The 16,116-nt window shown below is 37.0% G+C and carries 16 protein-coding genes; 11 read left to right on the forward strand and 5 right to left on the reverse strand.

The window, feature by feature from the left end; all coding sequences use genetic code 11:
- Nucleotides 1-50 precede the first annotated feature (50 nt).
- Nucleotides 51-524: a DUF6265 family protein gene (locus RMO03_RS08540; protein WP_309641676.1), complete on the forward strand. Its 474-nt coding sequence runs from the start codon at nucleotides 51-53 to the stop codon at nucleotides 522-524.
- A 140-nt stretch (nucleotides 525-664) separates the two neighbouring features.
- On the opposite strand, the gene RMO03_RS08545 is transcribed toward RMO03_RS08540, so the two are convergent.
- Complete coding sequence (locus RMO03_RS08545; RefSeq protein ID WP_309641677.1) at nucleotides 665-2,173, reverse strand: S8/S53 family peptidase; 1,509 nt, start codon at nucleotides 2,171-2,173, stop codon at nucleotides 665-667.
- Between the two features lie 140 nt (nucleotides 2,174-2,313).
- Here RMO03_RS08545 and smpB point away from each other — a divergent pair, with 140 nt between their 5' ends.
- Nucleotides 2,314-2,766: an SsrA-binding protein SmpB gene (gene smpB / locus RMO03_RS08550; protein ID WP_309641678.1), complete on the forward strand. Its 453-nt coding sequence runs from the start codon at nucleotides 2,314-2,316 to the stop codon at nucleotides 2,764-2,766.
- Between the two features lie 59 nt (nucleotides 2,767-2,825).
- Nucleotides 2,826-3,875 (forward strand): Fic family protein, encoded by a 1,050-nt coding sequence (locus tag RMO03_RS08555; protein WP_309641679.1) that lies wholly within the window; start codon nucleotides 2,826-2,828, stop codon nucleotides 3,873-3,875.
- A gap of 29 nt (nucleotides 3,876-3,904) precedes the next feature.
- On the opposite strand, the gene RMO03_RS08560 is transcribed toward RMO03_RS08555, so the two are convergent.
- Both RMO03_RS08560 and RMO03_RS08565 read right to left on the reverse strand, forming a co-directional pair.
- Nucleotides 3,905-5,182, reverse strand: coding sequence for a T9SS type A sorting domain-containing protein (locus RMO03_RS08560; RefSeq protein WP_309641680.1), 1,278 nt, complete (start codon nucleotides 5,180-5,182; stop codon nucleotides 3,905-3,907).
- A 1-nt stretch (nucleotide 5,183) separates the two neighbouring features.
- Entirely contained in the window at nucleotides 5,184-5,825 is a 642-nt protein-coding gene (locus tag RMO03_RS08565; protein ID WP_309641681.1) for a protein-L-isoaspartate(D-aspartate) O-methyltransferase, read from the reverse strand.
- A 177-nt stretch (nucleotides 5,826-6,002) separates the two neighbouring features.
- Here RMO03_RS08565 and RMO03_RS08570 point away from each other — a divergent pair, with 177 nt between their 5' ends.
- The 8 genes from RMO03_RS08570 to RMO03_RS08605 all read left to right on the forward strand — a co-directional run bounded on the left by RMO03_RS08570 (nucleotide 6,003) and on the right by RMO03_RS08605 (nucleotide 13,507).
- The gene (locus RMO03_RS08570; protein WP_309641682.1) at nucleotides 6,003-6,968 is read left to right on the forward strand and encodes a Gfo/Idh/MocA family oxidoreductase; all 966 of its coding nucleotides are present in this window, start codon (nucleotides 6,003-6,005) and stop codon (nucleotides 6,966-6,968) included.
- Nucleotides 6,969-6,990: 22 nt separating this feature from the next.
- Entirely contained in the window at nucleotides 6,991-7,884 is an 894-nt protein-coding gene (locus RMO03_RS08575) for a 3-hydroxybutyryl-CoA dehydrogenase (RefSeq protein WP_309641683.1), read from the forward strand.
- Nucleotides 7,885-7,900: 16 nt separating this feature from the next.
- Nucleotides 7,901-9,112, forward strand: coding sequence for a DUF1015 domain-containing protein (locus tag RMO03_RS08580; protein ID WP_309641684.1), 1,212 nt, complete (start codon nucleotides 7,901-7,903; stop codon nucleotides 9,110-9,112).
- Nucleotides 9,113-9,129: 17 nt separating this feature from the next.
- Nucleotides 9,130-9,786 (forward strand): YggS family pyridoxal phosphate-dependent enzyme, encoded by a 657-nt coding sequence (locus tag RMO03_RS08585; RefSeq protein ID WP_309641685.1) that lies wholly within the window; start codon nucleotides 9,130-9,132, stop codon nucleotides 9,784-9,786.
- Nucleotides 9,787-9,839: 53 nt separating this feature from the next.
- Nucleotides 9,840-11,201, forward strand: a complete 1,362-nt coding sequence (locus RMO03_RS08590; protein WP_309641686.1) for an exonuclease domain-containing protein — start codon at nucleotides 9,840-9,842, stop codon at nucleotides 11,199-11,201.
- A 155-nt stretch (nucleotides 11,202-11,356) separates the two neighbouring features.
- On the forward strand, nucleotides 11,357-12,289 hold the full coding sequence (gene miaA, locus RMO03_RS08595; RefSeq protein WP_309641687.1) for a tRNA (adenosine(37)-N6)-dimethylallyltransferase MiaA: 933 nt from the start codon (nucleotides 11,357-11,359) through the stop codon (nucleotides 12,287-12,289).
- A complete protein-coding gene (locus RMO03_RS08600) occupies nucleotides 12,280-13,023 on the forward strand; it encodes an acyl-ACP thioesterase domain-containing protein (protein ID WP_309641688.1) in 744 nt (247 codons plus the stop codon). Before miaA ends, RMO03_RS08600 begins: the two co-directional genes overlap by 10 nt.
- 4 nt (nucleotides 13,024-13,027) lie before the next feature.
- A complete protein-coding gene (locus RMO03_RS08605) occupies nucleotides 13,028-13,507 on the forward strand; it encodes a GyrI-like domain-containing protein (RefSeq protein WP_309641689.1) in 480 nt (159 codons plus the stop codon).
- A 248-nt stretch (nucleotides 13,508-13,755) separates the two neighbouring features.
- Here the strand turns inward: RMO03_RS08605 and RMO03_RS08610 are convergent, their stop codons facing one another.
- Entirely contained in the window at nucleotides 13,756-14,472 is a 717-nt protein-coding gene (locus RMO03_RS08610) for a response regulator transcription factor (protein WP_309641690.1), read from the reverse strand.
- A gap of 14 nt (nucleotides 14,473-14,486) precedes the next feature.
- Complete coding sequence (locus RMO03_RS08615; protein ID WP_309641691.1) at nucleotides 14,487-16,070, reverse strand: HAMP domain-containing sensor histidine kinase; 1,584 nt, start codon at nucleotides 16,068-16,070, stop codon at nucleotides 14,487-14,489.
- Nucleotides 16,071-16,116: the final 46 nt, after the last annotated feature.

Genomic DNA, 16,116 nt, shown 5'->3' on the forward strand with positions numbered 1-16,116 from the left:
TCTTTCTTATGAAATCGAAGATTCACGAATACCAATTAAAATTTAAAAGCATGAGTAAAAAAATAATGCTATTTCTTACCGTTACAACATTAATGATTTCGTGTAAAAAACCTCAAAAAGAAAACAAACTCGAATCCATGAATTGGCTGATCGGCACTTGGGAAAACAAGTCAGATGAAGGCAACATGATAGAAACTTGGTCAAAAACCAATGACAGTTTGTATGTTGGCGGCAGTTATTTCATTAAAGAAAAAGACACTTTACATTCGGAAAGTATCGAATTGACTCAAAAAGCCAATACAATACTTTACATTCCAACAGTGAAAGGCCAAAACAACAACCAACCGGTTCCATTTCAATTGACAAAACAAACGCCAAAGCAATTGGTGTTTGAAAATCCGAAGCACGATTTCCCGCAAAAAATTATATACAATCAAATCACAGCAGACAGTTTGGTCGCTACGATTTCAGGTATGCAACAAGGGAAAGCTAGTTCGGAAAGTTTCTCGATGAGGAAAAAATAAAACCACTACCAACGAATGTAATAGTGGCTTAGATTTTTTTACTGCAAAGAACGCTAAGATTTACGCTAGGTTCGCTAAAGAAATGTTGACAAAAACCTCGCGGGCTTTACGTAACCTTTGCGCACCTTGCGGTTAATTTTTTACTGCACAGCTAACAAAGCATTAATATTCCCATAACCAAATTCAGGGTCTTTATTTGGGTAAAAATTGGACGATTGGCGCATTTTTGTCAATACTTGATCTCTTGTCCAACTTGGATTTTTGGCCCAAACCAAAGCGGCAATGCCGGCTGTGGTTGCAGTGGCTACTGATGAACCACCAACATAGTCCGTTTGGGTGTCATAATAACTATTTACCGGAACGCTGTTTCCTGAAGTCGCACGTTGCATCACAATGGTAAAATCAATTTTGTTTCCGGTGTGACAAACGTCGCATTTTTGATAAGTATTTCCTTCTTTCACTCCGGTAACCGCCACAACTTCAGGCATCCAAGCTGGGAAAATAACACCCACAAAAGTGGTGAAACTAGTTGACGTTCCTCCTGCACAAAAAATGAGTTTTCCTTTGCTGTAGGCATATCGGATGCCATCTTCAATTTTTCCGACAGAGAAAACATAGCCCATCGACATTGAAATGATTTTCACATTCGCATTATTTCCTAAAGCTGTAAATGCTTTTTTAACGCCTTCTTGTTCTTGATATCCATCCAAAACTACATTAGCAGCGGCGCGATAGATTATTAAATTAGCGTTGTAAGCCACACCAACCGGCAATCCGTTATTATTTCTTGGTGCTGTAGCTACAGAACACATACTGGTTCCGTGTCCGCATTGGTCGTTTGGACCATCGGTTGTGGTGCTCCAAGGCCAAATGGAATCAACATAAACTCCAAATTTTTGTACGGTTCTTCCTGAAGAATTTCCTGTATTAAAACTCGAACCCAACAACGTTTGATTTGGAGAAAGTCCGGTATCTACAATTCCGATGGTAATACCGCTACCACTACTGAAATTCCATGCATTTGGAATATTGTGTTGGTAGAATGTCCATGGTACTTTGGCGTTGGGTGTTATAGTTGTGTAATTCGAAGCACTTAAAACTTCAGATTCGTAACCGCAACCTGATGAACCCGAGCTCGATGTAGAACGCATCATTCCATTTTTGATAGCAACGTATTTATAATCTGCGGGTTCTATATAGCGAATAAATTGGCTCTTTCTTAAAGCGATAATCGTTTCTTGTTTTTTAATAATTACGTTGATGATATTCAAATATTGGTCTGAAGAAATCAAGATTTTATCTAAAGAAACACCTTCATACTGTTGAATAATCTTAAGCAACTGGTTTTGAATGGCTGTACTGTTACTAGATTTAGATCGATCAAAATCATTTTTTGAATTACCAAAACCAATAGAAACGATATTGTTTCCGTGAACAGTTGCGCTCCAAACCAAATGACTTGAAGCATCTTTCCAATTGAAAGTTCCTTTGGTATTAATCGCATTGTCTATCTCGGTATTGACTTGCGTGGTTGTTAATGGTTCTTTTTGAGCAGGATCAATCGTAATTGTATTGGGCTCCGAATCGTCTTTAGAACAACTCGCTACAAACAATAAAAGCATACTGAATTTTAATAATTTTTTCATCATAATAGATTGATTATTAGAGTTAGTATAGCGAATATAGTAATAAATATTTTTGATTTTCAAAATGTTAATAAAAGAAGTAAACATAGAATGAAAGACCAAACTATTTTAAAATTCACATTTTGTATTACCTTTGCGCTCCTATGCTAAAAACAATTAACATCCTCAACAAAAGAGCGCGTTTCGATTATGAAATTCTGGAAACCTACACCGCCGGAATCGTATTGACAGGAACCGAAATCAAATCAATCCGTTTGGGTAAAGCCAATATCACGGAAGGATTTTGTGAGTTTAGTAATGGGGAACTTTTCGTTATTAATGCCTATATTGAAGAATATGCTTTCGGAAATCAATTCAACCACAAAGCCAGAAGCGAGCGTAAATTACTATTGAATAAACGGGAATTGAAAAGTTTGTTCAAAAATGTGCAAGCTAAAGGATTAACTATTATTCCTGTAAAATTGCATACCACAGAAAAAGGATTGGCCAAACTCGACATCGCTTTATGCCGCGGAAAGAAAACTTATGACAAACGCGAATCTTTGAAAGAGCAAGATACCAAACGTGATTTAGATCGCATTAAGAAAAACTTTTAGAAAGAAAGTTTTTTTTCAATAAAATATGACTAAATTTGTCATGACAAAAATAATTTTTGATGAAGAATTTATTAAAAAATGCCCGAGAACAAAAAGGATTTAAGACTCGTGAGTTGGCACATCTCATGAAAATTGATCAAGCCTTAATCAGTAAATTTGAAAACGGCTCCAGAAAACCAACGCGAGAACAAGTAGCAAAACTGGCTCAAATCTTAGGTATCGATTATGAAACTTTACTCATTTCATGGCTTAAAGAAAAAATTTTATACGAAATTGGTGATGATGAATTCGCATTAAAAGCAATGCAACTTGCGGAAGAAGAAATCAAGTATCACGCGAATTTCACTCGTCAACCACTTTCAAAAAATTTGAAATCGTTGCTTGACGAAATTGATGTCATCAAGAAAAAACTCGATAATTTAAGACAATTGGATAGTTTTAGAATTGCACAGGCTTTAGAGTTAGAGTACACTTTTGAAAGCAATCGTATCGAAGGCAATACCTTAACCTTAAGAGAAACCGATTTGGTGGTCAATGAAGGCTTGACGGTTTCCGGGAAAAGTATGCGCGAGCATCTAGAAGCCATCAACCATCAAGAAGCCATTGGTTATATCAAACAACTTATCGAACGTAATTTTTCACTCAACGAACGGGAATTGCTGACGATACACAATCTTATTCTTAGAGGAATTATGCCTGAAGATGCCGGTCGTTATCGAAAAGTGCAAGTGATGATTCAAGGCAGCAGCCATATGCCACCACAACCACATTTGGTTGCCAAAGAAATGGAAGAGTATTTTATTTGGTTTGAATCGAATAAGAATAAATTGCATCCGATTGTTTTGGCCGCAGAAATGCACGAACGATTGGTTACGATTCATCCATTCATAGATGGAAATGGGAGAACTTCTCGTTTGATTATGAATTTGATTTTATTGCAAAACGGTTATGTTATTGCCAACATCAAAGGCGATTATGACAACCGAATGCGTTATTATCAAGCTCTCGAGAAAGCACAGGTTTCGAATAATAAAGAAGATTTTTTGCTCTTTATCGCTCAGATTGAGAAAGAAAGTTTAGAGCGTTATCTCGAAATCATTGGTCAATAAAAAACCCACTTGATTGTGGGTTTTGTTTTTTAATTTTTAATCACTTTTCTTGTCATTGCTTTTTGATTTTTCTCAATGACAATAGTGTAAATACCTGAATCGTAATTTTGAGTATCAATGACAGTTGCATTTGAACTCACCTTCTGATAGATGAGTTTCGCATTGATGTCATACACTTTAATCATTGCATTTTCAAATCCGCTAATTGTAATTTGATCTGAAAACGGCACCGGATAAACCTGAACTGCTGCTTTAGAAAAATCTTCCAAGGCAAGTGTGCAGGTTGATGGCGTTCCTGAAGTTTGACTCAAAGCGCCATTATTTGCCGTCCAATGTTCCCAAGTTCCACCAAATCCGGTTTGCCAATCCGATAATTGAAAATAATTGGTGCCATTCATGGTTCCGGGAACTTTATAAACTTTTACGGCTTCTCCACCTCTATTCCATGTTAAAGGTGAATTGGTTTGGCATACTTCAGGAGCGAATGTATTTTGACAATTCGATTGCAGGAAATAAGCAAACTCTTGATAATTGGGATAATCACCATACACGGCAGCTTTTCCATTGCTATCTATACAAACTGCTACATATTCGTTTGAAGCAATTCCGAAAGAACGCATTCCATAATCTGTAGCCATTTTTCCTAAAAAAGTCACCAATCTTCCTTTTCTATCCGGATTATCAAAATGCGTATCTGTAGTTACATTTTGCATAAAAGGAATATCCAGGAAATCATCAATTCCCAAAGTCACATATTGGTTGTAAGGATTTGAAAGTGCTTCAGCTGAAGTCACTGAGCCGTTTTGTGCTGAAAAATATTTTCCACACAAAATCGCCATTCCTGCGCTCGTTCCGCCAATTGGTGCGTGTTTAACATTCACATGCTGGTTGATTAAATCTTCTAAAGCATTATTCTTGAAATAAGAAACATAGTTATACTGATCGCCACCGGCAAACCAAATCATTTCTGCCTTGGCCACCTTATCCAAAACATAAGGATTCGTTGCGCCTGCAACAGAAGTGATTACTAAAGTTTCTACGGAATTTACCGCTATGCCCAAATCAGTATACAAATAATCGTTATACCCATTACTGCCTGTGCATCTTAAAACTACAATATCCCCGCCATTTGCTTTTTGCAACAACCAACGCATCGCATTATCATGTTCCGTCGCACCACCCATAAGGCAAATACCATTTTCTGTATTGGTCGTAATATTGGTCGAATTTCCGGTAAAATAACTTGTATAGCCTTGAGCCAATAGGACAAAAGGGAACAATAGTGCACTAAGTAATTTGTATTTCATTTTAGTTTTTGTTTTCCAATAAAGGTACAAATCGGAATTCACCCAACTCGTGTTTTTCAAATTGCGTTTCATTTTTGCGAATCAATAGGGTCATAATCTGATTTTCTTCACCTAATGGAATCACCAACCTGCCTCCTATTTTGAGCTGTGCCATCAATGGTTTTGGAATAATCGGAGCTCCGGCAGTCACGATGATACTATCAAAAGGCGCATGATTGGGTAAACCTTTATAACCATCACCAAACGATAAATGCTTTGGTCGAATGCCTAATTTCGGGAGCAATGTTGAAGTTTGCTTAAACAATTCATTTTGCCTTTCCACACTATACACTTTGGCGCCCATCACACACAAAACTGCAGTTTGATAACCTGAACCCGTTCCAATTTCAAGTATTTTATGGTCTTTTTTAACTTCAAGCAATTGTGTCTGAAATGCTACTGTATATGGTTGCGAAATGGTTTGCCCTGCTCCTATTGGAAATGCTTTGTCTTGATAAGCATAATCCTCAAAACTTGAATTTAAAAACAAATGTCTTGGAATTTTTTTAATCGCTTCCAAAACGTGTTTATCGGTAATGCCTTTTTCTTTCAATAATGCTACTAATTGATTTCGAAGTCCTTGATGTTTCGATGTATCTTTCAAAATATGGGGTCATTTATTTAACTGCGTTCAATTCGGCCTTATGGCCTCGAGTCGGTAAAAATAAGAAAGTAATTATGATTTTGAATGTTGCATTTTAAATTTTAAATACACTAAATAATTATCAATTATCAATTATCCATTATCAATTAATTCCTATTTTTGTTCAAAATCCATTTTATGCTAAAAGTCGGTGTTTTAGGTGCTGGTCATCTTGGAAAAATACATTTGAAATTACTACAACAATCCGAAAAATATGAACTCGTTGGCTTCTACGACGAAAATCTTGAAAACGGAAAAAAGATAGCCGAGGAATTCGGATACAAACAATTCAATACCATTGCTACATTGATTCATGCGGTTGATGTTATCGATATCGTAACGCCAACACTTTCGCATTACAAATGTGCTAAAGTAGCCATCAAATCTGGCAAGCATGTTTTCATCGAAAAACCCATTTCGAATACCGTTGCTGAAGCTGAAGAAATTATTGCATTGGCAAATGAATACAATGTCAAAGGGCAAGTTGGACACGTTGAACGTTTCAATCCTGCATTCATTGCTACCAAAGACATGATCGACAATCCAATGTTTATAGAAACGCATCGCTTGGCGGAATTTAATCCGCGCGGCACTGATGTTCCTGTAGTTCTCGATTTGATGATTCACGATATTGATGCGATTTTAAGCGTCGTTCATTCGAAAGTGAAAAAAATCAATGCGAGCGGTGTTTCCGTAATTTCCGATACACCGGATATTGCCAATGCGAGAATTGAGTTTGAAAATGGTTGCGTCGCCAATTTAACATCGAGTAGAATTTCACTCAAAAATATGCGTAAATCACGCTTTTTTCAAAAAGATGCTTACATCTCAGTGGATTTTCTTGACAAAGTTTGTGAAGTAGTAAAAATGAAAGACGCACCAGAAACACCGGGCGATTTCGATATGATTCTTCAAAATGCAGAAGGCATGAAAAAGCAAATCTACTTTGCCAATCCTGAAGTAGCGCCGAACAATGCGATTTTAGATGAACTCGAAACTTTTGCAGATGCAATCATCAACAATACAACGCCAATTGTAACTTTAGAGCAAGGCACGGAAGCTTTGCGTGTGGCTTATCAAATCATTGATTGCTTTAAAAAATAAAATTAAAACCTAAATTTTAAATATGAAAAACATAGCCGTAATCGGAGCCGGAACCATGGGCAACGGAATTGCACACACTTTTGCACAAAGTGGATTTACCGTAAAACTCATCGATGTTTCTGAAAAATCATTAGACAAAGGCATGGCCACCATCGCCGGAAATCTCGATAGAATGGTAGCAAAAGGAACCATTTCTGAAGCCGACAAACTCAAAACCATCGGCAATATTATTACTTACACTGATATTAAAGATGGCGTTGTTGGCGTTGATTTGGTAGTAGAAGCTGCAACAGAAAACGTCGATTTGAAACTCAATATCTTCAAGCAACTTAACGAAGCTTGTTCACACAATACTATCCTTGCCACCAACACTTCTTCGATTTCGATTACACAAATCGGAGCCGTTGTTACGCATCCCGAACGCGTGATTGGCATGCATTTTATGAATCCGGTGCCGATTATGAAATTGGTTGAAATCATCCGAGGTTACAACACTTCGAATGAAGTTACCAAAACCATCATGGATTTATCAGTAGCTTTAGGAAAAGTTCCGGTTGAAGTGAACGATTATCCGGGTTTCGTAGCCAATCGTATTTTGATGCCGATGATCAACGAATCGATTGAAACCTTATACAATGGCGTTGCCGGCGTTTATGAAATTGATACAGTAATGAAATTGGGTATGGCACATCCTATGGGACCATTGCAACTGGCTGATTTCATTGGCTTAGATGTTTGCCTAGCGATTCTAAACGTCATGTACGACGGTTTCAAAAATCCTAAATATGCTCCTTGCCCATTGTTAGTCAATATGGTTCGTGCAGGGAAATTAGGCGTTAAATCTGGAGAAGGTTTTTACGATTACAGCGAAAGTAAAAAAGCGGAAAAAGTGGCAAAAATGTTTTTGAAAAATTAATTATTGATTAAAAAAAATGGCGACAATAGTTCCTTTTCAAGCGGTTCGTCCGACACGTGATAAAGTGTGTTTGGTTACTTGTCGCTCTTATGATGAATATGTGAATGCGGAATTAGCAGCGCAATTGGATTTCAATCCGCTATCGTTTTTGCATGTTTTAAAACCGGCTTTCATCAACCAGCAATCGATTGCTTACGAAAAGAGGTATCGGCAAGTGCATCAAAAATATCAGGACTTTAAAAACGAAATCATTCTTGTTAAAGACAACAAACCTGCGATTTATATCCATAAAATCATTACCAAAACCGAATCATACACCGGAATTATTGTGGGTACTTCGGTTGATGAATACCGCAACGATATCATTAGAAAGCATGAAGACACTATAGCTTTTAGAGTGCGATTGTTGAAAGAGTATATGAAATACTCGGAGTTCAATACAGAACCCGTGCTGATGTCATATCCCGATAATAAAACCATCGAAAATTGGATTTTCAATTGCACGCAGAAATTAGCCGATTTTGAGTTTTCGACCACCAAAAAAGAAACGCATTATTTATGGAAAATTGATGATGTTTTAGAAATCAATTGGTTGCAAAACATTTTCAAAAAAACCGATCATCTTTATATTGCTGATGGCCACCACCGTTGTGAAGCAGCAAAATTATTAGCAGAAGAAAATGACGATCCAAATAACAAGGCGAAAAATTATATGTTGAGTTATTTAATTTCTGAAAACAACATTAAAATCTATGAATTCAATCGACTCATCAAAGACTTAAACGGTTTGTCGAAAAACGATTTTATAAAAAAATTAGATGAAAATTTCATTATTAAAAATCATGATGAACAACCTTTCAAACCTAACAAGCATCAATTCGGAATGTATCTGGATCATCAATTCTACAGCTTGGTTTTGAAAGACAACCATTTTAATACCGTGTTGGATGCTTTGGATACTCAAATTCTATATGATAAAGTATTATTACCGATTTTAAACATCGTAGATTTACGCAACGACGAACGCATTGAATATATTTCGGGAAAGCAATCCATTCAAGATTTAAAACAAAAAATCGACGATGAAGAATTTGAAGTCGGTTTTATATTGTATCCATCTGATATCAATGAAATCAAAGCATTAGCCGATAATAATTTGATTATGCCTCCAAAAAGCACTTACATTGAACCTAAATTTCGAAGTGGTTTGGTGATTTATGAATTATAGTTGAGAAGAAAAAACGAATGTCCATACAAAATAATCTTACACAAATCAAACAATCTTTGCCATCAAACGTGACCTTGGTAGCGGTTTCTAAAACCAAACCTGTGACTGATTTGATGCAAGCTTATGAAGCTGGGCAACGCATTTTCGGCGAGAACAAAATTCAGGAAATGACCGAAAAGCAGGAGCAAATGCCTAAAGATATCGCGTGGCATATGATTGGTCATGTTCAGACGAATAAAGTGAAGTTGATGGCATCGTATGTTTCGCTAATTCATGGCGTAGATAGTTTGAAATTGCTCGAAGAAATCAACAAACAAGCATTCAAAAACAATCGTATTATTGACTGTTTACTCCAAATATACATTGCTGAAGAAGAAACCAAATTCGGGTTGAATGAAACGGAACTTGTTGAATTACTACAATCAGAAACTTTCAAAAACCTCAAGAATATCAAAGTAATTGGATTGATGGGCATGGCAACATTCACAGAAAACCAAACTCAAATTCGAAAAGAATTCCAGCATTTAAAATCCATTTTCGATAACCTGCAACCTACAACTTACAACTTACAACCATCAACACTCTCAATCGGAATGTCCGGCGATTATCAACTAGCCATCGATTGCGGTAGCACCATGGTTCGGATTGGAAGTAGTATCTTTGGCGGAAGATAATTCGACCACGAACAATAACTGAACACTAACCTACTGAACACTGAATACTCATTTTGTACGCAATACTCGACATAGAAACTACCGGTGGACAATTTAATGAAGAAGGCATTACAGAGATTGCTATTTATAGATTCGACGGCCATGAAGTGGTAGACCAATTCATCAGTTTGGTCAATCCTGAAATACCCATTCAACCTTTTGTAGTTAAACTCACCGGAATCAACAATGCCATGCTGCGCTCAGCTCCGAAGTTTTTTGAAGTCGCCAAACGCATCATCGAAATCACGCAAGACTGCATCATCGTCGCCCATAATGCTTCTTTTGATTACCGCATTCTTCGCACTGAATTCAGACGTTTGGGTTACGATTTTGAATGCAAAACGCTATGCACCGTCGAGTTGGCGAAAGTTTTGATTCCAGAACAAACATCCTACAGTTTAGGAAAACTCGTTCGCGCTTTAGGCATTCCAATGGCTGATCGACACCGAGCGAGCGGCGATGCGATGGCCACGGTAAAACTGTTTAAAATGTTGCTCGATAAAGATCTCGAAAAAGTCATTGTCAAAGATTTGATTCAATCGGAAGTTGTCAAAGGCATTGCGCCAAAGTTGCTCGATATTGTCGATAGTTTGCCTTCCAAAACCGGTGTTTATTATATGCATCGCGAAGATGGATCAATCATCTATATTGGTAAAAGTAAGAATATCAAAAAGCGTGTAAACCAACATTTTACAGGAACAACAAACAAGTGTAAAAAAATACAATTAGAAGTGTTCACCGTCACTTTTGATGAAACGGGAAGTGAACTCATAGCTTTATTAAAAGAAAGCCAAGAAATCAAAATCAACCAACCGATCTACAATCGTTCGCAACGCAAAAGCATTTTTCAATGGGCTTTATATGATGAAAAAGACGACAACGGCTACATCAATCTAAAGCTACAAAAAGCCGACGGTCGAAGAAAAGAAATCACCTCTTTTACAACTTTCCAAGAAGGTAAAAACGCGCTTTTCAGAATTTCGGCGGCGTATCATTTGTGTCAAAAACTCAATGGTATTTACGACACAAAAACGCACTGTTTTCAATACACGATTAAAGAATGTGACGGTGCTTGCATCGGCAAAGTTTCACCCGAAGAATATAACAAACGCGTTCAGGAATTCATCGACAAAAATATGTTCGATAACAAAACCATTGTACTGATTGACCGCGGGCGCAACATCAACGAGCGTTCAGCGGTTTTGATTGAAAATGGCATTTACAAAGGCTATGCGTTTTACGATTTGAATTACCAAATTAGAAACATCGAAATCTTAAGAAATATTTTGGTTCACATGCCGAACAATCGCGACACGAGAACGATTATTCAAAGTCAAATTCGAAGAAGCAAAAGTTTAAAGTTGTTGTATTTTTAGGAGCTTTATCCTGCTATCCGCTAAATCTTTTCCTGCTTAAAGAAAGCAGAAAAAGGATATCACTGCTATCAGGGCTAGGGCATTAGTTTCCAAAACAACATAGCGGACTTTGCGATAAACTTTGCGAACTTTGCGGTTAAACCTACAACAGACAAATGAAATACCTAATCACTATAGTCGGACCAACAGCTATCGGAAAAACTGCACTGAGCATTCAATTGGCGCAGCATTTTGGTTGTGAGATTGTTTCTTGCGACAGTCGACAATTTTATCAAGAAATGACCATTGGCACTGCTGTTCCAACTGCTGAAGAATTGGCTGCTGCACCACACCATTTCATTCACAACCAATCGATATTTAAAAATTATACCGTTGGCGATTTCGAAAAAGAAGCAATTACCAAACTCGATGCGTTATTTGCTAAAAATGATTTTGCCATTTTGGTGGGCGGCTCGGGTTTGTATGTTGATGCTGTTTTAAAAGGTTTTGATGATTTCCCTGAAATTCCAATAGCCATTCGTGAAAAGGTTTCCCAACAATACGAGCAAAACGGAATCGAATACCTGCAACAACAATTGCAACAACTCGATTCGGTATACTACGAAAAACTGACAACCGAAAATCCACAAACACTACTCAATCCACAGCGAATGATGCGGTTTGCAGAAGTTTGTTTGGGAACCGGAAAACCGTATTCTTCGTTTTTAAATCAAAAGCAAAACCAGCGCAGCTTCACGCCTATTGTGATTGGTTTAGAAGCTGAAAGACTTGTATTGTATAATCGTATCAACCAACGTGTTGATTTGATGATCCTATCCGGATTGCTTGAAGAAGCTAAAGCATTATTTCCAAACAAAGAACTAAATGCATTGCAAACCGTTGGCTACCGAGAACTGTTTGATTTTTTTGAAAATAAAATTTCATTGCCAGAAGCGATTGAAGAAATCAAAAAAAACACGCGCCGCTTTGCCAAACGTCAATTGACATGGTTTAAGCGAAAAGAAAACACGCAATGGTTTGATTATTTGACGCCATCGAACGAAATCATTCAATATATAGCAACAAAAAAGAGATCAATATGCCAATAACTCCCGATTTTAAATCAATACATTCTCAAGATTGGGAAATCAATTTTATGCAATGCACGCCTAATGGTGATTTGCGTTATACAGAATTGTGCAATTTGTTGCAACTAACAGCTGCGTCACATTCGGAATCTGGCGGGTTTAGTTTTGTAGATATGCAGCAATTCGACCAAGCTTGGGTTTTGAGTAGAATGCGACTTGAAATTACCAAACTCCCGAAATGGAAAGACATCATCACGATCAAAACTTGGATTAACACGCTCGAGAATTCGCGCTCTGTTCGTGCTATGGAAGTTGCTGTGAATGGCGAAAAATGTGTTGGTGCAGAAACGTTTTGGGCGGTTTTTAATACGAAAACACGGCGTCCTGAAGTTATGGCTTTGCCGCATGATCATTGTGAGAAATACCCAAATGACCGAGCCACTTTGCTTCCATTTTCTAAAATCGACATTAACGAAACGCAAGAAATGGTGTTTGAACGACAAGTAGTATTATCGGATTTGGATATAGTCAATCATGTCAACAATGTGAAATATCTCGAATGGTGCATGGATTTGGTGGATGAAGCCATCATTATGAAACCGCAGATTAAGGATTTGGATATGAATTTTTTAAAAGAGTTGTCTTTGAAAGATATAGTTCAAATTCACAAATCGCAAGCTGATAACAAAATGGCGTTTAGCATTACCAAAGACGACAAAGCCGTTTTTGCTTTGGAATTTACAATACAACAGTAAGTTTATGAAACCTAGAATTGAACAACTCGCTGCAAAAAAGCTTATTGGCAAACGAATCATCATGTCATTAGCCGAAAACAAAACTTTTGATTTATGGAAAAGCTTCATGCCGCACCGCAAGGAAATCACGAACAATCTGACATCGGAATTGGTTTCTATGAAAGTGTATCACGAACCGCTGCGATTGGGAGATATGCATCAGCAATTTGAGAAATGGGCTGCGATTGAAGTGACTGATTTTGATACCATTCCCAATGATATGGAAGCGTTTGATTTGGTTGGCGGGTTGTATGCCGTTTTTGATTATAAAGGATTGAATACTGATATTGGCATATTCATTTATATTTTTAAAACCTGGTTGCCAAATTCAGAATACATGCTAGATGAAAGGCCGCATTTTGAAATTCTGGGTGAAAAATACAAGAATAACGACCCGGATTCTGAAGAAGCAATCTGGATTCCTATTAAACTTAAAAGTTACTAAGAACCAAAAAGCCCTAGCCCGGATAGAAGGGAAAATCCTTGGCGTTGCGCCGTATGCGACAAACAGATTGCTTCACTTCGTTCGCAATGACGAGATTGGAATGATAGCCGGAAATAGCTTCTAATCATCAAACCATCAAAATCTTTGCGGCTCTGCGTCTTTGCGAGATTTATTTATTTTCTCGCAAAGACGCAGAGTCGCTATGAAATTGTGATAAAAAAAGCCCTGATTTCTCAGAGCTTTTGTATTTAACTGGCGATTTTATTTTTGACTACCAAACGGAAACCTTCGCCGTGGATGTTGAGTATTTCTACGTCATCATCGAGTTTGAGGTATTTTCTGAGTTTGGCAATGTAGACATCCATACTTCTTGAAGTGAAGTAATTGTCGTCTCTCCAGATTTTGGTTAGTGCTAATTCTCTTGGCATCAAATCGTTTTCGTATACGGCGAGCATTTTGAGCAATTCGTTTTCTTTCGGTGACAATTTGATAGGTTCTTCGCTTTTGAATGTTAAGAAGCGTAGTTTAGAGTTTAGATGAAAACCACCGATTTGAAATTCGAATTTCACGTGATCGGTTTTGACATCGTTGGCTTTTCTTTGGATAATCGCTTTGATTTTCATCAGCAACACTTCTGAGTCGAAAGGTTTGTTGAGATAATCGTCTGCTCCTACTTTGTAGCCTTTAAGCACGTCTTCTTTCATCGACTTGGCCGTTAAGAAAATAATCGGCACTTCTTTGTTTTTCTCGCGGATTTCTTTGGCTAAAGTATAACCGTCTTTATAAGGCATCATGACATCCAAGATGCAAAGATCGTAAGTGTCTTTTTTGAATTTTTCGAAACCTTCCATTCCGTTTTTGGCTAGTGTGACTTCGAAGTCATTGAGCATTAGGTAATCTTTTAGTATCGCGCCAAAATTTTGGTCGTCTTCCACTAGAAGAATTTTTTTGTTTTCTGTTTCCATAGCAATTGGTTTTTTTAGTTGATTAGTGGTAATTTAATTATAAATGTGCTTCCTTTTCCTTTTTCACTTTCTACGAATATCTGACCGTTGTGGTCTTCTACTATTCTTTTGACGTAGGCTAATCCTAAGCCATGTCCTTTTACGTTGTGCAAATCGCCGGTATGTTCGCGATAGAATTTTTCAAAAATTTTCTTTTGAGCGACTTTGCTCATGCCGACACCTTGGTCTTTTATTTTGATGATAACGAAATCTTTAACGTTTTCAGTATAAATGTCGATTTTTGGCTGTTCTGTTGAGTACTTAATGGCGTTGTCGAGTACATTGACGATAACATTGGTAAAATGCACATCATTGAGCAACACTGTAGTTCTATTGGCGCTTAAATGCGTTTCGATTGTTCCTTGTCGGTCTTCGATAATCAGATTCACATGTTCAATAGCTTCTTCTATAATTTCGTGAATGCTGTATGATTCTTTAGTAATTTCTAATTCTCTTTTTTCGAGTTTGGAAATTCTGAGTACATTTTCTACTTGCGCATGCATTCGTTTGTTTTCATCGCGAATCATTTGCAAATAGCGTTGTATTTTTTCTTTGTCATCGATGACTTTCGGGTTCTTAATCGCATCTAAAGCCAAATTGATCGTAGCGATTGGCGTTTTGAATTCGTGTGTCATATTGTTGATGAAATCGGTTTTGATTTCAGAAATTTGACGTTGTCGAATCAATTGGTTTAAAGCGCTTGTGTATGCAATGACAATGACTAGCGTAAATATGATCGACAACAAAGTAATTCCAACGAGCTCAGAAAATAAGAACTTTTGCTTGTGCGGAAAACTGACCATCAATTGGTATTTGTCGTTGCCATCATTATCAGTAAAAACAGGAATAGAATACGTATTTTCCTTATTATACTTAAAGCTATCCGATTGAATTTTAGTTGCTAAACCATTGCTGTAAATACTAAATTCGAAAGGCGTTTTGACATCATATTCGTCGAGTTCTATTTTGAGCAACTTGAAAAGTCTTTCTTTAGAAACACGATCTTGCAATGGTTTTGCAGCGGCGATGTCTTTGAAGAAAATTTCGAATTGCGCATTGTCGAGAATGGCTAATTTTCCTGCTTTCTTGATTTTTACGTCGGGCGTAATTTTTTGTTGCATGCCCGATCTATCTACGTTACCGTTATTGAAAACTTCCGTAACTCTTTTGGATGAAAAGTTTTTAAGTTTTATACTGTCGGATTTCTTATCAAAGAACGAAGATGAAATATTGTAATCTTCAGAAATAATGTTGTTGGAATAGATAATGGTTTCGTTGGTGCGGGAATCTCTTTGGTAGTAGCCAAACTCAAGAAAATCACTTTTCTGTGGCTCTTTTCCAATACTGTCTTTTAGTTTTTTGTATTTATCTATAAAACTAAAAGCTTCTTCCTTTTGCAATTTATCGGCAACATTGCCAATGACTTGCTTTACGTGAAACCTAAACTGTTCTTCATTATTTTTAAACGAAGTGTTGAACCAGTAGACTTGAACGAGAATGATGCCTATTAAGGACAAACTCATTAACAATACAAGCAATCGGAAAAACAATTTATTCATCACATCAAAATTAACATTTTAACATTTAAACGATAAATATATTAAC

Origin of the sequence: Flavobacterium sp. (genome assembly GCF_031411595.1) — a bacterium.
Classification (GTDB): domain Bacteria; phylum Bacteroidota; class Bacteroidia; order Flavobacteriales; family Flavobacteriaceae; genus Flavobacterium.